22 protein-coding genes are annotated in these 22,349 nt (G+C 45.2%); 18 read left to right on the top strand and 4 right to left on the bottom strand.

The window, feature by feature from the left end; all coding sequences use genetic code 11:
- Positions 1-76: 76 nt before the first annotated feature.
- From BCT27_RS05585 to BCT27_RS05575, 3 genes are all read right to left on the bottom strand, one after another.
- Positions 77-2,221 (bottom strand): TRAP transporter permease, encoded by a 2,145-nt coding sequence (locus BCT27_RS05585; protein WP_102395279.1) that lies wholly within the window; start codon positions 2,219-2,221, stop codon positions 77-79.
- 137 nt (positions 2,222-2,358) lie between these two features.
- On the bottom strand, positions 2,359-3,369 hold the full coding sequence (locus BCT27_RS05580; protein WP_102391508.1) for a TAXI family TRAP transporter solute-binding subunit: 1,011 nt from the start codon (positions 3,367-3,369) through the stop codon (positions 2,359-2,361).
- A gap of 266 nt (positions 3,370-3,635) precedes the next feature.
- Positions 3,636-4,988, bottom strand: a complete 1,353-nt coding sequence (locus tag BCT27_RS05575; protein WP_017011004.1) for a sigma-54-dependent transcriptional regulator — start codon at positions 4,986-4,988, stop codon at positions 3,636-3,638.
- 238 nt (positions 4,989-5,226) lie between these two features.
- On the opposite strand from BCT27_RS05575, the gene BCT27_RS05570 reads away from it, so the two are divergent.
- Positions 5,227-7,299: a sensor histidine kinase gene (locus BCT27_RS05570; RefSeq protein WP_102395278.1), complete on the top strand. Its 2,073-nt coding sequence runs from the start codon at positions 5,227-5,229 to the stop codon at positions 7,297-7,299.
- A 13-nt stretch (positions 7,300-7,312) separates the two neighbouring features.
- Here BCT27_RS05570 and BCT27_RS05565 read toward each other — a convergent pair whose 3' ends face one another.
- On the bottom strand, positions 7,313-7,519 hold the full coding sequence (locus BCT27_RS05565) for a hypothetical protein (RefSeq protein ID WP_241908518.1): 207 nt from the start codon (positions 7,517-7,519) through the stop codon (positions 7,313-7,315).
- A 324-nt stretch (positions 7,520-7,843) separates the two neighbouring features.
- Between BCT27_RS05565 and BCT27_RS05560 the strand changes: the two genes are divergently transcribed.
- From BCT27_RS05560 to BCT27_RS05480, 17 genes are all read left to right on the top strand, one after another.
- A complete protein-coding gene (locus BCT27_RS05560) occupies positions 7,844-8,281 on the top strand; it encodes a YeeE/YedE family protein (protein ID WP_102395277.1) in 438 nt (145 codons plus the stop codon).
- The gene (locus tag BCT27_RS05555) at positions 8,282-8,749 is read left to right on the top strand and encodes a YeeE/YedE family protein (RefSeq protein ID WP_102395276.1); all 468 of its coding nucleotides are present in this window, start codon (positions 8,282-8,284) and stop codon (positions 8,747-8,749) included. It begins immediately after the preceding gene.
- 818 nt (positions 8,750-9,567) lie between these two features.
- A complete protein-coding gene (locus BCT27_RS05550; RefSeq protein ID WP_102391513.1) occupies positions 9,568-9,756 on the top strand; it encodes a Flp family type IVb pilin in 189 nt (62 codons plus the stop codon).
- Positions 9,757-9,805: 49 nt separating this feature from the next.
- Entirely contained in the window at positions 9,806-10,222 is a 417-nt protein-coding gene (locus tag BCT27_RS05545; RefSeq protein WP_102391514.1) for an A24 family peptidase, read from the top strand.
- Between the two features lie 3 nt (positions 10,223-10,225).
- A complete protein-coding gene (gene cpaB, locus BCT27_RS05540) occupies positions 10,226-10,999 on the top strand; it encodes a Flp pilus assembly protein CpaB (protein ID WP_102391515.1) in 774 nt (257 codons plus the stop codon).
- A gap of 11 nt (positions 11,000-11,010) precedes the next feature.
- A complete protein-coding gene (locus BCT27_RS05535; protein ID WP_102391516.1) occupies positions 11,011-12,363 on the top strand; it encodes a type II and III secretion system protein family protein in 1,353 nt (450 codons plus the stop codon).
- A complete protein-coding gene (locus tag BCT27_RS05530) occupies positions 12,360-12,902 on the top strand; it encodes a hypothetical protein (RefSeq protein ID WP_102391517.1) in 543 nt (180 codons plus the stop codon). Before BCT27_RS05535 ends, BCT27_RS05530 begins: the two co-directional genes overlap by 4 nt.
- Before the next feature lie 12 nt (positions 12,903-12,914).
- Positions 12,915-14,174, top strand: a complete 1,260-nt coding sequence (locus tag BCT27_RS05525; RefSeq protein ID WP_102391518.1) for a CpaE/TadZ family protein — start codon at positions 12,915-12,917, stop codon at positions 14,172-14,174.
- Positions 14,175-14,180: 6 nt separating this feature from the next.
- Positions 14,181-15,458: a TadA family conjugal transfer-associated ATPase gene (locus tag BCT27_RS05520; RefSeq protein WP_102391519.1), complete on the top strand. Its 1,278-nt coding sequence runs from the start codon at positions 14,181-14,183 to the stop codon at positions 15,456-15,458.
- Positions 15,455-16,381 (top strand): type II secretion system F family protein, encoded by a 927-nt coding sequence (locus BCT27_RS05515; RefSeq protein WP_102395275.1) that lies wholly within the window; start codon positions 15,455-15,457, stop codon positions 16,379-16,381. The genes BCT27_RS05520 and BCT27_RS05515 overlap by 4 nt, the downstream gene beginning before the upstream one ends.
- Entirely contained in the window at positions 16,381-17,247 is an 867-nt protein-coding gene (locus tag BCT27_RS05510) for a type II secretion system F family protein (RefSeq protein WP_102391521.1), read from the top strand. Before BCT27_RS05515 ends, BCT27_RS05510 begins: the two co-directional genes overlap by 1 nt.
- Positions 17,247-18,731, top strand: a complete 1,485-nt coding sequence (locus tag BCT27_RS05505; RefSeq protein WP_102395274.1) for a tetratricopeptide repeat protein — start codon at positions 17,247-17,249, stop codon at positions 18,729-18,731. The genes BCT27_RS05510 and BCT27_RS05505 overlap by 1 nt, the downstream gene beginning before the upstream one ends.
- A gap of 9 nt (positions 18,732-18,740) precedes the next feature.
- Positions 18,741-19,235 carry a TadE/TadG family type IV pilus assembly protein gene (locus BCT27_RS05500; RefSeq protein WP_102391523.1) on the top strand — a complete coding sequence of 165 codons (495 nt, stop codon included), beginning with the start codon at positions 18,741-18,743 and terminating at the stop codon, positions 19,233-19,235.
- Positions 19,219-19,779 carry a tight adherence pilus pseudopilin TadF gene (gene tadF, locus BCT27_RS05495; RefSeq protein ID WP_102391524.1) on the top strand — a complete coding sequence of 187 codons (561 nt, stop codon included), beginning with the start codon at positions 19,219-19,221 and terminating at the stop codon, positions 19,777-19,779. Before BCT27_RS05500 ends, tadF begins: the two co-directional genes overlap by 17 nt.
- A 9-nt stretch (positions 19,780-19,788) precedes the next feature.
- A complete protein-coding gene (locus BCT27_RS05490; RefSeq protein ID WP_102391525.1) occupies positions 19,789-21,111 on the top strand; it encodes a pilus assembly protein in 1,323 nt (440 codons plus the stop codon).
- A 14-nt stretch (positions 21,112-21,125) separates the two neighbouring features.
- Complete coding sequence (locus BCT27_RS05485) at positions 21,126-21,842, top strand: OmpA family protein (RefSeq protein ID WP_102395312.1); 717 nt, start codon at positions 21,126-21,128, stop codon at positions 21,840-21,842.
- Positions 21,843-22,056: 214 nt separating this feature from the next.
- On the top strand, positions 22,057-22,308 hold the full coding sequence (locus BCT27_RS05480; protein WP_017011021.1) for a Rho-binding antiterminator: 252 nt from the start codon (positions 22,057-22,059) through the stop codon (positions 22,306-22,308).
- Positions 22,309-22,349 lie beyond the last annotated feature (41 nt).

Genomic DNA, 22,349 nt, shown 5'->3' with positions numbered 1-22,349 from the left:
GGATTTTCACACTGGCGCCGAATGAAACAGCGCCAATGAAGGCAAATCCCCCTAAAACACGACGAAGTGCTGGATGCTATTTTTCGTCGTGAACAACGTCTGTTGATCCCGCGCCTTGACTGTCTGCTTTATCCACCGAACGGCTGTAGATAAAAATCGCGGCGAATATTCCACACGCTAACAACCGAAGTCCGATGGGTAAACTCGGCCACAATAAAAGCACACAGGTGCCAAGGAGAACCAACCGTAAGGCGATATTGAGCGGCCCTTCAAGGTAGCCTTCCATTGCCCCGATCATCGCGTAGGTGCCAACGATGGCGAACACCCCCACCAACAACACATCGCTGATGTTCCAACTGATCAATTGGGTGTACGCAATGAGTATCGGTACCAGATACAACCCTTTCGCAATTTTCCACGCCGTCATGCCTGTCAACATGGGGGGTGTACGTGCAATCGTCGCTGCTGCAAAGGCCGTTAAACAAACAGGCGGCGTAACATTACTGTCTTGCGATAACCAAAAGATGACCAAGTGGGCAGACAGCAGTGCGAGGCCCACGGTTTCAACACCCAAACTCTGCTCAAGTAAGGTTTCTTTAAAATCGGCGGGGACGAGCAACAACATCTCTTTCGCCATTTCCAGCGTCATTGGCGCATTGAGTAACGACAGTTTCTCCGGGGCGGCCAGCATAAAAATCGCTTTCGCTTGCTCAGGTAACTGACCTGCGATCATCAAATCAAGCAACTGATTTTCCGCCAACAGGGTAAATAACGCTGGCGCTGACAGTGTACCCAACACGATGTAAGCCGCCGTGACTGGCAAACCCATACCCAAGATTAGTGACGCCAATGCAATGAGAACCAGCATGATGAGCAGATCGCCGTTTGCCCAACCATCGATCATGAGGGAGAACGTATTGCCGATGCCTGTCGTACTGATCACGTTCACCACCAACCCGATACCGACCAGCAACACTGCCGTTGGGGCCATGTTTCTTGCGCCCAACGCCAGCGCTTCCAATACGGCTTTGGGTCCCATTTTATGATCTTTCGACAACCAACTGGCTGCAATCACCGACAGTATCGAAATGCCCGCGGCGTAGGTGGGTGTGAAGCCTTCAATTAGCAAGGTCACCAGCACCGCAATCGGGATCAGATTATGCCAACCTGAGATGAGTACTTTCATGATGGATTCTTCACCCGACTCCACTTTTTGTACTTTGCTGCGCTTCGCTTCAATCCGCACAAAAAAGCCGACCGAGAGAAAGTAGATCAGCGCGGGAACAAAAGAGACGGCAATAATATCGACGTAAGGAATCTGGGTGTAAGACGCCATGATAAACGCACCTGCGCCCATCACTGGAGGCATCAATTGCCCACCGGTGGATGCCGCTGCTTCTACGCCCGCTGCAAAGCGCGAAGGAAAGCCTGCTTTTTGCATCAAGGGGATCGTAATGACCCCCGTTGAAACGGTATTTGCCACGCTTGAACCGGATACAGACCCCATTAGCCCTGAACCCAATACGGCGATGAAGCCTGGTCCGCCAATCACCTTCCCTGCTGCTGCACGTGCAATGTTTACAATGAAATCACCTACGCCCGAACGCACTAGGAACGCCCCGAATAGGATGAACATGAACACATAGCTCCAGCTGATTCGAGAGATAGGGCCAAACATGCCTTCTGATGAATAAAAACTGCGGTAAAGCAGCGTTTCCATGCTCAAGCCCGGAAAATGAAAAATCCCCGTCATCCACTTGCCCCAAAAAACCACATAACTCAGGCAGATAACAATCAACACAGGGATAAACCAACCCATGGTGCGTCGAACCAATTCCATCGCAATGACGATGGCGACAATCGCGAAAAACCAATCACTGGCGATGAATTTCACGCCGCGCTCATAGAGTGCATCTTCGGCGAACGGAATGTAGATAAGACAGGCAACCGCTGCAAGGGCGAGCCAAATATCGATAACCAGTGCGATTTTATTGCGCTTCATTGACGCATGTGCGGGATACCAAAGAAAACAGATCACAGCGAAACCCGCGAAATGGGTGGCGGAAACCCAAAGTTCTGACCAGGTAGATAATGTATTAAACCAAATGTGTACCGTTGACATTAACACCGCTAACACGGTGATAAGTGTGTTCACCCAAGGGAAATCGGTGCGCGTCGGTAATTCGAACTTTTCCAAGTCTTTTTTTACTGAATCGCTCATGAGTCGCTCCTATCCCACATCTAGAGAGATATTTTTGATGATCGCCCGCTGACCGCAATCTCAAAGAGGCGGCGAAACAAGCGTATAACAATGCGTTTTATCGCGAGGGAAATGCCCCTTCTCAGGGGCAGGATGCATTAATTAACGAGCAGTGATGCTGGAATAGTCACGCCCACTTCTTTGTAAAAGCGCGCCGCGCCAGGGTGCAGAGGTACAGGTAACCCAGCAATCGCTTTTTCTATTGCCATGGCTTTCGTGGCTTTGTGAATGCCTTGAAGAAAAGGGAGGTTTTCGTAGATGGCTTTGGTGAGCTGATAAACATCCTCTTCGGGTATATCACTGCGTGCAGCGAGGAAGTTAGGCTGGGCAATCGTCGTTACAGGCTTATCAAGTCCAGGATACGTGTTCGCGGGGATTTCGTAGCTGGTCCAAAGGTTGTATTCGCCGTTCGCTTGTTTGATTTGCTCATCGGTAAACGACAGGATTTTGATCTCATCGCCCATCGCTGCAAAGGCTTGCGTGACTGCGCCAACAGGCACGCCTGCGGGTGTGTTCATGCCATCGATGGTGCCGTTTTGGAGGGCGTTGGCACTGGCACCATACCCCATGTAAGCCAGGTTAAAATCATTCGGGTCAACCGATACGCCTTTCATGATTTGGCGGCCTGAGTTCTCTGTGCCAGAATTCTTTTTGCCGATCGAAAACTTCTTGTCGGCAAGGTTTGCAAGATCTGACACTGTGCCCGTTTCAGCTAAATCCGAGCGAACGATAAAGTGCTCCACGTTTTGCCAAAGCATCGATACAGCACGTAAATCTTGTTGTTTCACCCCTTTGTAAGGGCCACCACCGCCCCAAGCCCACGCACCATAAAGACCTTGTAAGATCGCAAACTGCGCTTCGTTCTCATTCAAGAGTTTTACGTTCTCACCCGAACCTGCAGAGCTAATTGCTGATAAAGAAAAGTGATATTTCGGGCCCAATTTCACTTTGCTCAGCGTGGCTAACGCAACGCCAACAGGGTAATACGTTCCCCCCGTAGACGCCGTGGCGAGTATATAGCTACGATCTTCCGCGGCGGATGCGGCTGAAACAGATCCTAACGTTGCCATGACCAGCGCGAACGTGGTTGCTATCTTCTTGATTGTCATCCCTGTACTCCTACTGCTTTTTATTCCGTTAACGAAATGTTAACCAGTAGGGCTATAGGCAAACACAGTGCCAAGATTCAATCTCTTGTTTTACAAAGGAAATAACTTTATACACCCAAGCAATGAGCAAAAACATGCTGATTCATACGGATTGCTGTCGGCAAAATATTGCTCATTGATTTGGAGAAGGAGCCTGATGGCACAAGGGGAGAACAGAAGTGCATAACATCAGCGCCTTGCGAAATGAGCAAGAATCTGCCGATGACTCAACCTTTGAAATCTGCCCTGTTCAAGCCAAATTTCTGCATTTTTTGGTTCAATGTTCGACGTGGAAGGTCGAGCTCTTCCATCACCTCAAGGATACGACCTTGGTGTCGTTTCAAGGCTTCACTCAACACCTTTCGCTCAAAGTTATCCAGCTGCACAGCGAGAGGCACCCCTTTCGTACTCAGCTCTACCGTCGATGTTGGCCGCATTGATAACACCTCAATGGCAGAAACAGAGTTATCGAGGGCGTAACGCACCGCAATGTTACGCAGCTCCCTGACATTCCCCGGCCAAGAATAGGACAACATGCCTTTGCGATCAGCCTCGCTAAGCACGCGCGTATTGGCATTCGCTTGCTGGGAAAAATGCTCAAACAACATCAAGATGTCTTCGCTTCGATCGCGAAGTGGAGGAATAGAGATTTGCGCCACATTTAACCGATAGAAGAGATCTTGCCGAAACGACGGGTGCGCCAAAAGATCTTCCTTTGCAGCGGCGATAACACGCAGATCGATATGTATAGATTGATTTCCACCCACACGTTCAACCGTGTTTTCCTGCAAGCTTCGCAGCACCTTCACTTGCATCGCCGCAGGCATACTTTCAATTTCATCAAGAAAGAGCGTGCCTTTGTCAGCATATTCAAGCTTACCGATGCGACGTTTTGACGCGCCTGTAAACGCCCCCACTTCATGACCAAACAACTCACTTTCAAAAAGGTTTTCTGGCACGGCACCGCAGTTGATAGGAACAAAAGTTCGTGATCGGCGCTCGCTTTCATTGTGCAGGCTGTTGGCAACCAGCTCTTTCCCGCACCCTGTTTCGCCATAAATAATGACATTGGTATCAATCTTCGCCACGTGCGCAATTTGCTCCCGCAAGTGGCACATGGCATCGCTTTGCCCAATCAGGACTTTCTCTAACCCCGAAACGCGTGCCAGGTATTCGCCTCTGAGATGCGTCGATGCTTGCGCTCGAAAATGCTCAACAGCCTGCGTCACGCGCTTGGATAATCGATCAGGCTTAAAGGGTTTCTCGATAAAATCAAACGCGCCCAACTGCAACGCTTTAACCGCCATATCGACATCACCATGACCGGTAATAATAAGCACTGGCGCATCAATTTGGTTCGACTTGAATTGCTCTAGCAACGAAATTCCATCAATGTCTGGCAATCTCACATCGCTAATGATCGCGTCAAATTCACCCGCGCGAATCTTGGAAAGTGCCGCGTATCCCGTGGCAAATTCTTCTACCAGAAACCCAGCCAACTGGAGCCACTGCGTGGTGGCTTGTCGCACAATTTCATCATCTTCGATCAGCGCTATCCGTGCGTCTTGTATGTTTTCCATGTATTAACCACTACTGCAAATGTCTTTGTCTCGCCCCATCAAACCTCACGTTAAACATGGGAGGAAACCTGTGTATACCGATACGCAACCATCACGCTTTCAGTATCTTTTGGCAAGCAATGCTGTCTTAAGATGGCTTAAATATATACTGTAATGCTCGCAAAGGGATAAGTCAGCGGAACCTGAGACATTCAGAGGGCGCTTAAGTAATCAGAAGATGGGAAGCGGGAAACGACACATGGACCGTAAATGGATTTTGGTTTCTGTAGCCACATTGCTCGTCTTTACGTTTTATTGGGGGAGCAAAGAAATGGCCCACCAATGGCTTACCCAACAAGCGCAAAACAACGCACAGCAAAGCTTACTCAATGCAATTGGCGAAATGCGTCACGCACTTCGACGTTTCTATCATTTGCCGTATCTCATCAACAACAATCCTGACGCTGTGGCCTTAGTGGTTGGTCGTTTAGACCAATCAGACGACATTGATCAAGCCCTTAGCCAACTCGATAAAGCCGCCAATACCGAGGGTTGGTATCTCTTGTCGGATGAAGGGCAATTGGTCGCCTCTAGCATCGCGGGCGACCACATCAGTAACGCCGATTTACAAACCATTGTGGCGGATATTCATCGACTTGGGGAAGGCACATCCCTCGTCCTAAAAACCAAAGGGGAGCGCCCTTTTTACTATCTCTCCGCACCAATTTTTGAACATTTAGCGATCGTCGGCATTGTGGTGGTCCAACTGGATCTTCGCCTGTTAACCGATCAATGGTTAACCAGTTCTGATGTCATCCTATTGCGTGACCCCAATGGGAAGTTCTTCCTTTCGAGCAGCGATACCTACAGCGCGGATTGGCTCAATGACGCTGAAAGCCGCATTAACATCACCGAAAAAACACTCTTACAGGGAGAATCACTCACCCTTTGGGATATGGACAATAAACGCTATTTTTCTCAAACGATCCGACTGGATGATGTTAAATGGTTACTCACTTACCTTTCTCCCACGACGCCAGTGGATAGAACGTCTACAACAATTGGGTTAAGCGCTTCAATGTTCTTTTTGCTGTTGTTCCTGATCGGCGTTATTGGGTATCAACGGCATCAAAAACAACTTTCACAACAACGTATTCAGGCATTAATTAAAGAGTCAGAACAGAAGCTCAACCAAATGATCAATAAGACGCAAGTGGGTTTGCTACTGCTCAATGAACAAGGAAATATCGTCGATATTAATGCCATGGCCATTCAACAATTTGCGATTGAAGATGCTTCCTTCGCTGAGATTAATTTGCGCCAACTCTTCAAGAGAAATGACGACACGCAATCGCCTCTCTTTCCTGAATCAACACGATTCCCCGAATCGCCTAACAGCATCGACAACCGCATAGAAGAAATGAGCGCGGTTGAAAAAGTAGCCGTTCGTCAAGATCAGTCGACGTTTCCCGTTTTATTTTCACTGACGTCATTTCCCTTTCACGGCACCCAGTATTATCTCGCTACCGTGTTAGACATCAGTAAACGAAAAAAAGCCGAACACGCACTCAATGAAGCCAACATGCAACTCGCTCAGCGTGTTGAAGAGAGAACATCAGAGCTGCGCGAGGCACAAGCTAGCCTAATTGCATCAAGTAAAATGGCGGCACTCGGCAGAATGTCCAGCGCGATCGTTCATGAACTGAATCAACCACTGACTGGCCTAAGAACGCTCACCACGTCCAATGCCCTGCTTTCAGAACGTGGAGAAATGGCAATGGTAGCGGCCAACAATGATCTCATCGAAACCTTGATAGATAGAATGGTCGACATGGCAACACAACTCAAAACCTTCGCCTATAACAAGCCTGAACGTTTACATGCCGTGTCTTTTACTGAGGGATTACAGGAGGTATTGCGAATTTATCAGCAGCAATTATTAGAGATCGACGTGAGAGTGCGTATTCCCTCAGGCTTACCAAAGATACAGGCTGAAGAACAACGGCTACGACAGGTTCTAGGCAACCTTGTTTCCAATGCCATTGATGCTTTAGAGCACACCCCGCAGCCAAGAATCACCATCTCAGTGGTACCCAATGAAACATCACTAGAAGTAAAAATATCAGATAACGGGTGTGGCATTGAAGGCGAAGCGCTTTCAACGATCTTTGAACCTTTTACAACCAACAAGAAAATAGGGAAAGGACTAGGGTTGGGACTATCGATTGTTGCAAATAACATGCGAGACATTGGAGGGGATATTCAAGCAAATATCAATCAAAAAGGGGGAATGACGTTTGTGTTGCGGTTTGCGTTGGTGACTGCCAGATAATCTATGCGACACATTACTGTTCGCGCAGCTCGTCCTCGTTTTGTTTCGACGCTTTGCTCGGAAGGTCTTCTTGAGCAGAGTAATCAACTTCACCCAATCTATCTTCACGGCGCATCTGCTTAGCCTGCTTATCATAGGCGTCGAGGTCTTTTGACCACTTAGCCAGCGTTAAACCCATCGATTTTACACATTCGGTAACCAACCGCACCAATGCTTTCACAAACAACCTCACCAGACAGCCTAAACAAACAACGACGTCTCACCAAACAAAAGATCTGCACTCGCTAAAGTCCACCACTGATAGTGTTTCTCAACTTATGCTTTATTAACAATAGCTTCTATTTGGACGCCTTGCGTCATTAAGCGATTAGCTTTTGATATACCACCTTACCATTAATGGGTACATACGCCTTGTTATCGAATTGAGACATAACCCCCTGTTGCTTAAACGCTAGCCAATGATTACACGGACTAAATTAGACTTTGCTATATTAGTAATTGCTAATTATAGTATTCTTATTACGTAATAAGTTTAGGCGGTTATATGGCATATCACATACCTTGGGAAGCATTGATCGGGGGGTTAATGCTTGGCATTTCAGCAGTAACCCTCTTGCTCATCAATGGGAAAATAGCAGGCATCAGCGGTATCTTTGCAGGCCTTTTTTCATCGAACACACCCGATAAAAATTGGCGCATTGTATTCATTGTCAGCATGGTATTCGCAGGAGCAAGTGTCGCCTTTTTGAATGTGGGGTTTCCTGACTACTCACAGCATTCAGGCACAGGAACAACGCCTTTCATTGCGATCGCAGCGGGTTTGCTCGTTGGGATAGGAACAAAGTTCGCTAACGGTTGTACCAGCGGTCACGGCATCTGCGGTATTGGCAGATTTTCGACACGTTCAATGATTGCTACCTGTACCTTTATGGCCAGTGCTGCACTAACCGTCTTTCTTCGACTGCATGTAATAGGAGGCTAAATGTCTGGCAAGAATATACTGTTTTACTTCGGCGCTCTGTTCTCTGGTGGACTATTTGGCGCAGGAATGATGGTGTCAGGCATGGTCAATCCAGCCAATGTCATTGGATTTCTTGATGTGTATGGCAATTGGAATCCCAGCCTCGCCTTTGTCATGGGTGGTGCATTGATGGTCTTTATTCCAGGATACTTGCTGTTGATAAAACCAAGATCCGCGCCTATCGCAGAAACACATTTCAGCATAAGCAAACATAGCGACATTGATAAACGTCTTATCTCAGGCTCAGCCATCTTTGGTATAGGTTGGGGGTTAGCTGGGATCTGCCCTGGGCCCGCGATCACTGCATTAGGCTCTGGCTCGCCTCACATTCTCCTTTTCACTGTTAGCATGGCGCTAGGCATGCTAACAGTAGAGAGAGCATCGAGCCGTTCCATCCAACAAACCTCAACAACGCATCAATCCGCGTAACCTAAATATGGTGTTTGGAGACATCTTAGAAAGAGCATCTCCAAGCACTGTACATACTAGCCCCCCCTCCTTGTCTCTTGGTAAAAACAGCAGCCCAAAATCGTCGAATTCATTTAAAATATCACCGGACTGTCCCTCAAAAGAGCAGACCAATAACGATACTTTAAAGACAACGCCCACCATATTATTTAGATATTAATGCGTAATAATTAAATAATCCGCCACAAATTTAACGTAATTCATGCCTAACAAACACGACAATGTTAATTAATTGTAATCATGTAATTTCTTATGTTTATCTATTAAACCAAAAAATGACATAGAATTTGTGACCAACTTTCACGTCAGCCTGTATAGACAATCAATCAATTAATTGATGAGAAAGGAAAAACAATGAAATTAGACACTTAAGAATGAAATTAAAACGCAACTTTTCCCCAAAAAATATTGTGAAGGCCTTCAAAAAAACTAACTCAGCAAATGCTAATTTAGGCGATCCATAAATTAGACAAACAAATTGGTTTCATAATAATAACTGTGATCTCAATCATAATTATTAAGTTTTTTAATCATTCAACTTCATATAATTTTTGTAAGTGCGAGCATCTTATGTGTGTCAAATAAGAAACACAAGATCATAATAAGAAGCAAGTGCGACGAGGCCAACATATAGATTATTTTACATATGAGTTATATCTTAATTGCTGACTTTGAGATCATCTGGTTTTTACTGACGCCCTATCGTTAGTACGGATAAATAAAAGTCACCTTTGCATTAACAAATTATTAAACGATTAAAAAATGAATGGAGTCTAACCATGTCTATTTTTCAAACAGTAAAGAATTTTATCAACGATGAGCGCGGCGTGACGGCTATTGAATATGCAATTATAGGCGTAGCTATTTCTGCCATTGTAGCAGCTACATTCACTCAAAGTGGGCCTCTTGGTGAAGCACTAACCGGTGCGATAACAACCATCACCAGTAATATCACTAACTCTAACTAAGCCGGTAGCTAATAGTTATCAGTTGGGCAACTAGTTGAGTTGCTTAGAAATGCTTTTAATCTCAGGCTCGATAGCAGGGATGGCAACAGATATTACGAAAAGGACAATAAGCAATTCGCTATGTTTATTTGTACTTATGACGTGTATCGCACTGGCGCTTTTTGATTCCAGCTTGCAGATCCACATGTATCAGTTTACATCCGTTGTCGTTATTGGGCTTGGGTTATTTGCAATGGGTGTGTTAGGTGCAGGAGACACCAAACTCCTAGCAGCCTATTCCCTTATCATTGATGAAGAGTATTTTCTTTTTACACTGTTTATTATTACTGTGCTTGGTGCACTAATAGCATTATTTATACTAGCAATGCAACTAGCTTCAAAGAACAAATATCGCCGAGGCGTACCCTACGGCGTACCTATTGTCGTAGCAAGTTTGTTTAGCATTTATCTAAGTAAGTTGAATTAAACCATGAGTCAACGCGTATTCTTCCTTATTGCAGTATTATCCATAGGTACCGGTATTCTTGGGCTTAGTGGTTTTTTCCAAAGTAAACACACTACGGCACCTAACATCTCGAATATCTCATATCAAGTTGCTCAACTGAAATCCCCCATACAACGAGGTGAAACCCTCTCACGCGATAACATTCGATATTTTAAACTAGAAGAAAAAGACGCTCTTAAAAATGGGATTTTACATGACACAGTCATTTCCCACGTACCAGGAATGGTGGCGAAAAGTAATATTGGTGAGAAGCATTTCCTCTCCCCATCAGATTTTCTTCTCCCCAACGACCCAAATTATTTGGATGCGGTAATTGAAGATGGGAAGTCTCCTTATGCCTTGACTATTGACCGAAACGAGTTCATTGGATCAGGTATTTCTGTTGGCGACAAGGTTGACATCATAATCCTTACCTCTGATAACCAAAATATTGGCAAAACGTCCGGCTCTATCTATATAGAATCATTTCGTTCACTCTCCGTATCGCCTCTTTTTCACAATGTCCGTGTATTAGCGATTGACGAAGATGAACAAGATATTTTGCCACTGACTATCGAGCTGTCTAGAGATCAAATCGCAAAGATGGTTATTGCTCAAAGGATCGGCATTGTTGAAGTGATTAAGTCATCAGGAAATCATTTAGTTCCTCTCGGTAGAATGCATGCTGACACCCATGATGTCCTGCCCAACTTCAAATCCGTCACTGAAATTCGCGGCCAGAAAAAGGCCTTTAACTAGAGAACAACTGCATGTTACGCCGTTATTTATCTGTCATCTTTTTTATTGGCCTGCTCGCCAGCGGTATTTTTCCAGCCTTCGCCGCCGGCATTCTAAACCTTGGCACAGGGGACGCCCGTTCACTCCCTTTTGACTCGGTGATTGGAACCGTTTTTATTTCTGACCCTGAAGTAGCAGACTATCAGGTTATTGATAACAACAGACTGGTTGTCTTCGGTCGAGCTTTAGGTACCACCACGCTGATAGTGTTTGGCGAAAATGGCACTACATTGACAAAAAAGAAGATCGTCGTTAACCAAAGCCTCACTAAAGTTGAGCAGATTTTGGCGATTCAATACCCCAATGTGGAGGTCTCAGTGCTCAACGTTGGAGAACAAGTCGTCCTCTCCGGTTTTGTGCCAACACAAAAGGAAAAAAACGACATCTACTCCATAGTCGGTGGGTTGCTGAATAAGAAATACACCGAGCGTCGTGTTCAGTGGAAAACATCCATTCGCGAAGAGTTTGATATTAGTTTTATGGCCCGTCGTACATACGAAGGTTTAATTAATAATCTAGAAGTAGCCGTAACAAAACAGGTCAACGTCAAGCTTACCATCGCAGAAGTAAACAGCTCCCTGATCAACGAACTAGGTATTAAATGGGGCACAATATTTAGCGACGGATTTGGTGGTAACGGTCAATTTGCTAGGGGTATATCAGGGTTGGGAGGTAGCCTAACTAACGTCGCAGCTTACATCTCAGCGATCAATGATGACAACGTCGGACAGGTCCTTTCAGAACCAAATCTTTCAGTTATTTCGGGTGAAACAGCCAGTTTTCTAGTAGGTGGTGAAATTCCAATAACCTACCGTGTTGATAACGGATACCGAATTCAATATAAAGAATTCGGGATTGGACTCGACCTTGCGGCAGAGGTGCTGCGCGACGATAAAATCAAGCTATCGATAATGCCGCAAGTTAGTTCAGTTGATGGTCAATTCGGCGATACGCTTTTAGATATCCCATCATTCAAGGTACGCCGAGCACGCACAACATTAGAACTAGGCGATGGGGACAGTTTTGTTTTAGCAGGGCTTCTCAGTAGTGAAGACGAAGAAGCGCTGTCAAAGATCCCCTTTATCGGTGATGTCCCCATTCTTGGTGCGCTATTTCGCAATACATCGACAACGCGACGTAAAACCGAACTTGTGATAGTAGCGACCGTATCACTTGTTGAACCAATCTCTTCTGCCAACATCCAGATACCAAGCATGCAAAGAACCTCAGCTCTCCACCGTTTTTTTGGAGTCGAATTAAAAAGTTCACCTGAGATAGAAAAATGGCAACGAGAGATTCTATCTACAGGAGGTTTTAAAAAATGAAGACTAGTCAAAAAAATACGACTGCCGGACTGATGTTGTTACTAGTATCCGCAATAACAGCTTGCTCTCAATCAAGTGGACCGTCGGTAGAAGGTAACTCTGTTCTCGTCACACCCGTAAAATATGAGTATACGGTAGTGGTAAAGAACAATGCCTCTCGTCAGGCAACGCGTGAAATTCTGGCGTACATGGAAAAAAACGAACAACAGTTGTTGGCGCATGGTGTTGAGATTTCGTGGCAGGGCAGTAAAACACATAAGATTGCTCAAAAAGCCTATGGCTGGCTTATTTCACGAGGAATTTTACTGGAAAAAATGTCGATGACATCTTTAGAAAATACCAATGATGACCGGATAATTTTGTCCACTGTCATCCACCAGGTGCAATCTCCCTCCTGTAATTATTCCATTATTTCAAACTATCACCATGGGAATGATGGCTGCTTCCCAGATTCCATGCGTTGGCAATCGATGGTATATCCAGACAATAAACTTGCAGGGAAAGGGCGACTTTCCATTGTCTCCCCTGTTGTCCGCTAAAAGAGGCTTCACATGTTAGATTTCAGCGAGCTACTCAAAAGCGAATCAAAAGACAGTCCCTCGTCTATAGGGGTGCAAAGCGGCGTTTCGTCTCTTCAATTTTACCGTTCGGAAGAGGTGAAAATGCTAGTAGAAGAAACCTTTCGTTTTGATGGCCATCCCGTACCTATATCGTATCCATACAAATTCAACGATATTCCATCACAAGTAGAAGAACATAGCGCCCAATTATTGGTGATAGACCTCATTGGTTGTCCCGACACATTAAAAGAATGTAAACAACTCTCGGCGCGTCTACCCGCATCACTGTCAGTAGTTATTCTTGGTGATGTTGATGCCATTTCAGTGATTAGAGAGTTAAAAGCACTAGGGTTCTATTATCTGTTTTGGCCCGTTGAGAAAATTGAATTAGCGGAGTTTATTGACACTGTCGTCACACGCCACATTGCAGCCTCATCTCTGAGCGGAAGGCGGAGAGCTAAACGTATCGGTCTAATTGGTATGCGTGGTGGTGTGGGAGCAACACTGCTTACCGCTGAACTTAGCTGGATATTGTCTAACGATAAGCAGACATCTTGCTTAGTCGTCGATAACAACTATTTATCAAGCAATCTAGATATTTACCTCGGTATCAAGAATAGAGAAAAGAGGCGTATTAACGATACCGAAACTGGGGGGGAAATAGATCAAGCTTCAGCAAAAACACTTGTTACTCGCGTAAATAATCGGCTTGACTATTTGGCCTTGGGGTTGAGTAACGAAAGCTCTGTTGACCTTCATGAAATGAATGAATTGGTGGTCAATTACCTCGCACCAGATACCAACTTTATCCTCGACGATTTGTCAGCCTCCGTTGGCTTTGATATCCAGCCTAAAACTTTTTTGAAAACACTCGATGTCGCTGTACTGGTGATGGAGCCAACCATTTCGTGTCTACGTGAGACTGCCGCCATGCTCAGTAAAATAAAAAAGTTACTTGAAGAGCCCGACTATAACCGAAACGTACGCATTTTATTGGTGCTTAACAACCATCGCGCGTCTCGTTTCAACAGCGTGACACTGGCAGAAGTAGAAAAATACCTGGATATCGGAATTGACTTTGTCCTTCCTTATGAGATTTCAGTCGAAGAGACACTACTAAACGGCACATTCCTGAGCACCCAAAAATCTAAATTAGGTGACCAAATCAAGCGTCTTTGTTCTCGTATTATTGGCGAGGAAGTTATAAAAAAAAGGAAGATATTTTCTTTTTCGCTCCTAGGAGGCAAGTAATTACTCATGCTTCCAACTAAAGAACTCTATCGATCTCTTCGCGGACGTATTTTTGATGCTATCGATGCAGAAGCCATTGCGAAATTGTCCAAAGACGAGCTCCAAAGAGAGCTGATCCAAGCGATCAACGTGCTCGCCGAACAAGACAATACACCGATGCCAAACTCTCTTCGCGGCGACTATGTGAAGATGATGTATGACGAGTTGCGCGGATTAGGTCCAATTCAAACACTGATCGAAGATGACAGTATCTCGGATATCATGATCAATGGTCCTGATGATGTATTCATCGAGCGCCAGGGTTTGGTTGAAAAATCCTCCATCACGTTTATTGATAACGATCAGCTTATCAATATCGCCAAACGTATTGCCGCACAAGTAGGTCGTCGTGTCGATGAATCAGTACCACTTTGTGATGCTCGCTTGGCAGATGGAAGCCGGGTTAACATAGTCCTCCCTCCCATCGCGATCGATGGCGCATCGATTTCTATTCGTAAGTTTAAAAAACAAAGCATCGGTTTCTCTGATCTCATTGAATTTGGAGCAATGAGCTCTGAAGTAGCAAAACTCATGGTTATTGCCTCTCGTTGTCGATTGAACATCGTGATTTCTGGTGGTACAGGTTCAGGCAAAACCACCATGATGAATGCTCTATCTCAATATATTTCAGAAAATGAACGTATTGTCACCATTGAAGATGCGGCAGAGCTGCGTCTGCAGCAACCCCACGTTGTCCGCCTAGAAACCCGAACCGCTGGTATTGAAGGCAATGGAGAGGTCAATCAGCGCCAACTTGTTATCAACTCACTGCGCATGCGCCCAGACCGTATCATCATTGGTGAGTGTCGTGGCTCTGAAGCATTTGAAATGCTTCAAGCTATGAACACTGGTCATGATGGCTCTATGACAACACTACATGCCAACAACCCACGTGATGCAATTTCTCGCATCGAGAGCATGGTCATGATGGCAACAGCCTCACTGCCGCTAGAAGCCATTAGGCGCACGGTGGTGAGTGCTGTTGATATCATCATACAAATTAGCCGACTACACGATGGAAGTCGTAAAGTCATGAGCGTGAGTGAAGTCATCGGAATGGAAGGTCAAAACGTTGTTATGGAGGAGATCTTTCGCTTTGAACAAAACGGCCTTTCTGAAAAAGGGAAGGTGTTGGGCAATTTTGTCACAGCAGGTTTGATGGAGCGATCTGCGCTATATGAAAAGGCTCGCTATTTTGGCCTAGATAGGGAGCTCAATGGTATTTTCAGCGGAGTGTCGGCATGATCGCCAATTTGATTTATTGTCTATTTATTGCCTTAGGTCTCTATATCTTTCACAAGCAGACTCTCCTAAAAGCACGGAGAGAGAGTATGCTTCGGGACAATAATCCGCTCCCAGTTACAAAACTTCTTGAAAACCGTGCAGTCGACATGGAAGCGCTCACACACACCACATTCTCACAACGACTACGACGAAATGCCTCCAATACTATTGATGATATAGGACAATTTGCCGTGTTAAAAATCTTAGTGTTTTACATCGTCGCTGGCCTAACGGGTAGCTACATGTTCTCTACACTATTTCGATTTAGCACATTGCTTAGTTTGGCTATCACCTTGCCAGTTGTGACGTTTTTGGGGCTCAGATTCCTAGATATTCGCGCTCAAAACACATTCGAAGAACACTTTCCCGACGCACTAAATATGATTGCCAGTTCAGTATCTGCAGGTGAAAGCTTACTACATGCTATCCAGTTTGTTGGACAATCATTGAACAACATCGTTGGCAAAGAGTTTAAAATAATGGGTGAGCGACTCAATATGGGCGAGTCTACGGATAACGTGTTTAGAAAGGCATGCCAACGCTTCCCAACGCCTGCATTTCAGTTTTTCGTTATCGCGATGCGCGTGAATGTAAATCGTGGAGGACAACTACGAAACGTGATCACCCAGCTCAATCGTGTTTTGTTCAATGCAAGAAGCATAGAAAAGAAAAAACTCGCCATGACTGCAGAAGCCCGTATGTCCGCTTACATTATTTGTGCTCTGCCCTTCTTTTTCCTATTTGTCATCATGCGTTTTCTTAGCCCTGAAAACTACGATTTCGTCATGAACGATCCCAATGGTCGACCGATACTCTATTACACCCTTGCCAGTGAAGCCATCGGGATGGCGATCATTGCCGCACTGATGCGGAGTGTGAAGTAATGAGTGGCGTAGCACTACTTGTATTTTCGGTACTCGTCGCTCTGGGTGCCGCCACAGTGTTGACAATGGGTTACGCTGCTCTGCGACGTCGAAAATCGTTGGATGGAACCCTGACCACCGGCACTAAAAAAGCGTCAGCTACGGCTGAGATCACACGCATTACATCCGGTTTTTTCTCAGCGACAAATACAGAAATCGCGGAAAAATTCATTGGGGCAGGATTTTACAATACTAGACTTGCCCCCTATTACTTTTTCCTAAAGTACACTGTGGGTGCAATTGGCATCATGATTATCTTATTCACTGGAGAGTCACCTTTTTTAGAGGACTTTACACGTAAAATCATGTGGTTAAGTCTGCTAATTGTGATGGTTGTTATTGCACCTGATATGTACCTTGAAATGCGTCGACGCGCCTTGGCCAATAAGATCACAAGAAAGCTTCCCTACTTACTCGATATTATGGGCGTCTGCGTAAAAACAGGAATGACCGTCGAAACTACACTTTTTTACCTCACGTCTGAGATGGCAGCATTTGACCGAGATATTGCTTACGTTCTTAAGCGCTTAAGAGATCGAGCTCAAACCGTAGGTTTAGATAAAGCTCTACATGAGCTACACATTCGTATACCAGCACCAGAAGTGCACAGCTTCGTGATCACCCTGACCCAAAGCATGAAACACGGAACCTCAATCTACGACGTGCTCTCGACTTTGGCAAAAGACATCAGAGAAATTCAATTGCTTACTTTAGAGGAGAAGGCAGGAAAGCTGTCTTCGAAGATGTCTATACCACTTATTCTTTTCATCATGATGCCTATCGTCGTTTTAATCACCGCACCTGGAGTTATGAGGATGCTCGGATAATGAAATTGTCAGTATTAATTACAATTCTCGTGCTCCTCGTCGGATGCACTACATCTTCACCTCGTGACTATGCACGTGAAAACGGTGAAAAATTACTTATGGACTCAGGCAGTTATTCAGCATTGATCCAACGATATCAAACCGAACTCAATCAATCACCGGATCCAGAAGTCAGACATAAGTTGGCTAATGTGCATTATCTCGTGGGTGATGTCGAAGCAGCGATGTTTCAACTTTCTCAGATCTCTCCGCGTCAGCGAAATACTGCAGAGTTGGCGTTATTGAGAGCCAATGTGTTTTTCGATCAAGGTAAGATTAACTCAGCAGAAACGCATATCAATGCAGCCCTACGCTTAGATGAAGAGCTCGGTGAAGCGCACAATTTACGTGGGTTGATCTTAGCCGACAAAGGCGACCTACTCGACGCGAAAGCGTCATTTGAGTTGGCGAGAACGTTTAATTTTGATGATGCGACGGTGAAAAATAACCTCGCGATGATTGCCATATTGCAAGGCGATTTTGACAAAGCAATCGACACGCTCTTACCTTTAGTTCAAAGCGGTCGAGCAGACGATGTCGCAAATGCCAATTTGATTCTCGCGTTAGCCAAAGATGGCCGCACCCGCGCTTTTAGCCAAATGCTTCCGGGTAGTGAAGATGACGCGTATCTGGCAGACAAATTCGAAAGTTTGCACAATGCGAAAATCAAACATAATCAAATAATTAACAACGAAAAACCCTCCATGTTCGTTCCAACTGTTTCACAACTAAACCATGACGCAGTGACACAGCCTAACACCACACATACAACTAGTGCTGCTCAGACGTTGGCAAAAGTTACAGCTATAAGTCAAAAAACGACTGAGTCTCAACGTCAGCAAAAAGTCAAAAGCGCCACTGCCAAAAAGCCAGAAGAGCAACCTCAACGTGTCGAAGAGAAAACAATCAAAAAGGCTTCATTGTCAGAAACAATAAAAACCAAAACCGCTTTTACAGAGCCGAAAAAGATCGACCCATTACAGTTAGCGAGAGAACGAGTCAAAGCAGCCAACGACAAAAAAATTGCAACTCAACACGATGCTGAGCTCGCTGCCATTATGGAAGAAAAAGTTAAGATCAAACCTATCGTCCCTACTGATAAGCCTAAAAAGCGGTCAAGAAGGCTCATCACTGCTTTTCAATATCAACCTGCTAGTACAACCGGAGATGGCTCTATCCAGTACGTTGCCACCTCTGATTTTGATCTGGGGAAAGTGCGCACGATGTTCTTAGAAGATCGCAATAAATGGGTATTTGACGTGAAAGGCGCGAAGGATTTTACCGTCAAGCGCAAGCGTTTCTTAAGCAAAGGTCCAGCAAAGATCGTCGAACTCGGCGAGCATAATAACTACGTTCGAATTGTGCTCACAGTCCGAGACAACACCAAAGGAAAGCCAACAGTGATTGTAGATGGTAAAACTCTCACTATTCGCTGGGAGGCATAACGAAACGCTATGGCCCAATTTCAGAATCTCACTAGCTTAACGTTAAAAAAAAATCAAAAAGGAGTAGTCACCACCGAATTCTCGATAGGCTTTATCTTCCTATTTTATGCCTTGGTTGTCTGGGTGGAGATCTGTGTCATGGGGTATGTATCTTCGGTCATCGACTATGCGATTTCGGAGTCATCACGTGTAGCAAGAACGTCTGCCAATGCAGATTATGAAGCACTATTTAAATCCGCACTCGCTCAGAGCGATCAATTGTGGGTAAAGATCGTCAACCCTGACAAGTTCGATGTATCGGTGCGTTATTTTGATTCCTTCAGTCAAGCTAGCAACTCTCTGAACACTGGAGGTGAAGACAGAACCAATAACCCCATTGCATTGTACCGAATTAGTTATGACTATGACCCGATTTTTGCCTATTTTTTCGATGATAGCAAAGTGACACTCTCTAGAGAGGTTTTTGGCTTACAGGAGTTTGAACGTGATGAATTCAGCCAATAATCGCAAAAAACAAATGGGCGTATTCACGATTGAACTCGCAATGATCTTATTAGCATTCAGCTTGATTATCGTATTTTCGATGGATGTTGTCGTGAAGCAAACAGTAAAAGGAAAACTAGATCGACTTTCATATTCATTAGTCAGCCTGCTTCGAGAGCGCTCGCAACTTTTCGATGGTGATGAATCCATGACGCATGACGAGGCTACAAAGTCTTTGGCGCTGATCGAGCGCTCTCTCTCAAGTACCATGAACACATTCGATATTCAGCGTCTGGGAATGGTAATCGAACAGCAGCGATTCGACTCAAACAACAATCCTATCCCGCCTGTTGCTAATGTTCATATTTTTACTTTAGGTTCCTACTCTTGCGAGCCCGAGGAGCCTTTAGTAACAAAAATAGATCTTTCACCGTTATCACAGTTTGATAATAAGCTAACGCTTTACCAAGTCTCACTTTGTTATCGAACCGACAATTGGTTCGGAAACTTAGCTGGTGAGTCTTTTGAACGAGTTCGATCCATTTCCCTTTCATTTGGTCGATAGGACATCAAAATGCAAGCGTATTTGCCTTCACAACAGCGTGGTGTTGCCACGATCGTATTTGTTGTTGCCTTCCCACTATTGTTCAGTGTGTTTGTACTTGCCATCGAATCTACTCGCTATCTACAAACTCATGCACGGATCGGTGATGGTGTAGAGATAGCGTCTCTGGCCATCGCAGCGAATGCTTCGAAGAACAGTAATGTTAATAAGAGCTTAGCCAAAGGGTTGATTGATGGATACGCTCCAGACGGAAGAATCACCCTATCAGACATTAATATCGTCCGCCGTAGCTGTGACGAGATTTATGGTGATGATTGCGGAAAACCAGGTGTTTATGATAAAGATGGGCTGGTTTTTACTGAATACAAAGTATCCTTAAGTTCTGAGTTCGAGTCTTGGTACCCCAAAGATGATTTTGCCTTGGGTTATAAAGAAACTGTAGCTATGACCGGCTCCGCGGTTGCTCGAAAGTATCAGGGCTTCACAATAGACGTCGCTTTTGTCGCTGACTTCTCAGGCTCAATGAAAGATCCGTGGAATGGTCAGGCGAAGTACCGCGGTGTTATCAATGTTATTGAAGATATCACTGAGAAACTCGAGTCATTCAATGAATCTACTGAACAAGAACTTGACGGAAAACGCTTACTAAATCGGACGGCTTTTATTGGCTACAATTTGTATACAAGCAACGGTTCATCATACTTTAGCAATGTTAGATATATAAATAATACCAACCTATCCAAACAATGGTGGACCAACACACCACGTATTGCCTTCGCAAGTACAATCGCAAGCCCCTTAAACACTGGGTCAAAAAGCATTAATGGCCGAGTTCAGGGAGACAATTCCTCATACTTTCAAACCGTCGACTTGACGGATGATTTCCCAAGCTTCCGCTCTACGATTAATCAATTTATACCCAATCATGGCACGGCTTCCTATGAAGGGATAATCGCGGCAGCAAAGCTATTGGAACACGGGGAGAATGTTCGCAAACTCATCATTGTGTTATCTGACGGCGAAGATTCTGTAAATGGACAAAATACCCACGATAACACTTACCCTGGCTATGCAGCGACCCAGCTCTACAACGGTGGTTTGTGCAGCAATATCATCGCAGATCTCGAAGCACTAGAAGTAGATGGCCGTTCTGTTGAAGCCAAAATTGCCGTTATCGGTTTCGACTACGACATCTCTGCAAATCCAGGGTTGCAGACGTGTGCTGGCGCTGAAAACGTTCAATCTGCCAATTCATATCAAGAAATTTACGACAACATTTTAGAGCTGATCAGTGAAGAAGTTGGTCACTTGTACTTTAGAAACTACGAATAAACATGGGAGACATCATGAAACCAGCTTTTACCTTGCCAGCCTTATTTTTAGCGGTGAGCGTGTCGTCGTTTTCAAGTGCAGCGGCTGAATTGTCTGCCACTGTGTTTGAGGAAATTTGCGCCGACAAAAACACGGAAGTAGCATTTACTGTCTCATTGGGGCAGTCGACGGAAGTGCTATTCCATCGAGCGCAGTACCTTCAGCTAGAACGCCAAGTGGATGGTTTACCGACCACACCGCTTTTCATTGAAGCCCTCGTTAATGCCGGGTTGGACAAGGCATGTGCGGAGTTTTTAACGCGGGAAACCCCGACTGTGAAATCACATCACAACCAACTGATTGCGATGGTACATTTTGGCTTTGATAAGGCATCACTGACACCGACAGGCAAGAAGATCCTTGCCGGTATCATCGACAACATTAAGCGTTCGAACACCGGACTCTCTATTGAAGGACACACAGACAGCATCGGCAGCCACGCATACAACCTCAAGCTTGGCTTAAATCGCGCTGAATCGGTCAAGCAATATCTCGCGGCTAGTACAGGTAAGGGCGACACCATTGCGACCTCTTCTCGCGGTGAAACACAGCCGGTGGCAAGCAACAAGGGTAAAGCAGGACAAACGCAAAACCGCCGTGTTGAAGTGCGTATTGCATCGACGCAAGGTGCTGAGGCCAACAAGCCTATGGTTAAGCCAATGTCGTCAGAAGCGCTTGTCATCACGCCATAACGTAGCGGTTTCATGGCCGCGTCTTAACATGCCGCTGCACTGCTGCGGCATGTTCGTTTTTGGCGTAAATAAGTAGATACTCGTTGAAGCATCGTCGTCGTTCAGAGGCGTTTACTTTCCTTGCCTCAAGTCTGCGACTATCTTTAATGATTGAAAAGAATCTCTTTTATACCGTTCTACTCAATACAATCTACCGACGCACTGAGGCCACACTATGATTAATTGCAGTGACTATGACTATATTGAAGTCGCTTGTTTATTCCACTACCCCGTTAAGATCACGCTCAAATCTGGCGATGTGGTTGAAGGCATAGCAGAAGATACGACACACAACGAAGACAGAGATGAATGCTTGGTACTTCGCCGTGATAGACAAACTTCCGAGGTGGTTCTCACGCAGATTCATACCATAGACGTACTGGTGAAAAATCCCCATTTCCAGCAAATGACATTCGGCCAAGCTTAACGCTTTTAGCCATCCGCACGCGCTCTGCTCTGCTCTGCTCT

The sequence above is a fragment of the Enterovibrio norvegicus genome, assembly GCF_002876705.1.
GTDB lineage: Bacteria > Pseudomonadota > Gammaproteobacteria > Enterobacterales > Vibrionaceae > Enterovibrio > Enterovibrio norvegicus_B.
This window is presented reverse-complemented; position numbering and strand designations above follow the sequence as displayed.

Bases quoted from the DNA above. Each gene is read 5' to 3' on its own strand.
- BCT27_RS05510 (WP_102391521.1), top strand. From the start codon at position 16,381: ATGAGTGGCGTAGCACTACTTGTATTTTCGGTACTCGTCGCTCTGGGT.
- cpaB (WP_102391515.1), top strand. From the start codon at position 10,226: ATGAGTCAACGCGTATTCTTCCTTATTGCAGTATTATCCATAGGTACC.
- BCT27_RS05515 (WP_102395275.1), top strand. From the start codon at position 15,455: ATGATCGCCAATTTGATTTATTGTCTATTTATTGCCTTAGGTCTCTAT.
- BCT27_RS05505 (WP_102395274.1), top strand. From the start codon at position 17,247: ATGAAATTGTCAGTATTAATTACAATTCTCGTGCTCCTCGTCGGATGC.
- BCT27_RS05580 (WP_102391508.1), bottom strand. From the start codon at position 3,369: ATGACAATCAAGAAGATAGCAACCACGTTCGCGCTGGTCATGGCAACG.
- BCT27_RS05485 (WP_102395312.1), top strand. From the start codon at position 21,126: ATGAAACCAGCTTTTACCTTGCCAGCCTTATTTTTAGCGGTGAGCGTG.
- BCT27_RS05545 (WP_102391514.1), top strand. From the start codon at position 9,806: ATGCTTTTAATCTCAGGCTCGATAGCAGGGATGGCAACAGATATTACG.
- BCT27_RS05560 (WP_102395277.1), top strand. From the start codon at position 7,844: ATGGCATATCACATACCTTGGGAAGCATTGATCGGGGGGTTAATGCTT.
- BCT27_RS05555 (WP_102395276.1), top strand. From the start codon at position 8,282: ATGTCTGGCAAGAATATACTGTTTTACTTCGGCGCTCTGTTCTCTGGT.
- BCT27_RS05535 (WP_102391516.1), top strand. From the start codon at position 11,011: ATGTTACGCCGTTATTTATCTGTCATCTTTTTTATTGGCCTGCTCGCC.
- BCT27_RS05550 (WP_102391513.1), top strand. From the start codon at position 9,568: ATGTCTATTTTTCAAACAGTAAAGAATTTTATCAACGATGAGCGCGGC.
- tadF (WP_102391524.1), top strand. From the start codon at position 19,219: ATGAATTCAGCCAATAATCGCAAAAAACAAATGGGCGTATTCACGATT.
- BCT27_RS05575 (WP_017011004.1), bottom strand. From the start codon at position 4,988: ATGGAAAACATACAAGACGCACGGATAGCGCTGATCGAAGATGATGAA.
- BCT27_RS05500 (WP_102391523.1), top strand. From the start codon at position 18,741: ATGGCCCAATTTCAGAATCTCACTAGCTTAACGTTAAAAAAAAATCAA.
- BCT27_RS05480 (WP_017011021.1), top strand. From the start codon at position 22,057: ATGATTAATTGCAGTGACTATGACTATATTGAAGTCGCTTGTTTATTC.
- BCT27_RS05570 (WP_102395278.1), top strand. From the start codon at position 5,227: ATGGACCGTAAATGGATTTTGGTTTCTGTAGCCACATTGCTCGTCTTT.
- BCT27_RS05520 (WP_102391519.1), top strand. From the start codon at position 14,181: ATGCTTCCAACTAAAGAACTCTATCGATCTCTTCGCGGACGTATTTTT.
- BCT27_RS05585 (WP_102395279.1), bottom strand. From the start codon at position 2,221: ATGAGCGATTCAGTAAAAAAAGACTTGGAAAAGTTCGAATTACCGACG.
- BCT27_RS05490 (WP_102391525.1), top strand. From the start codon at position 19,789: ATGCAAGCGTATTTGCCTTCACAACAGCGTGGTGTTGCCACGATCGTA.
- BCT27_RS05530 (WP_102391517.1), top strand. From the start codon at position 12,360: ATGAAGACTAGTCAAAAAAATACGACTGCCGGACTGATGTTGTTACTA.
- BCT27_RS05525 (WP_102391518.1), top strand. From the start codon at position 12,915: ATGTTAGATTTCAGCGAGCTACTCAAAAGCGAATCAAAAGACAGTCCC.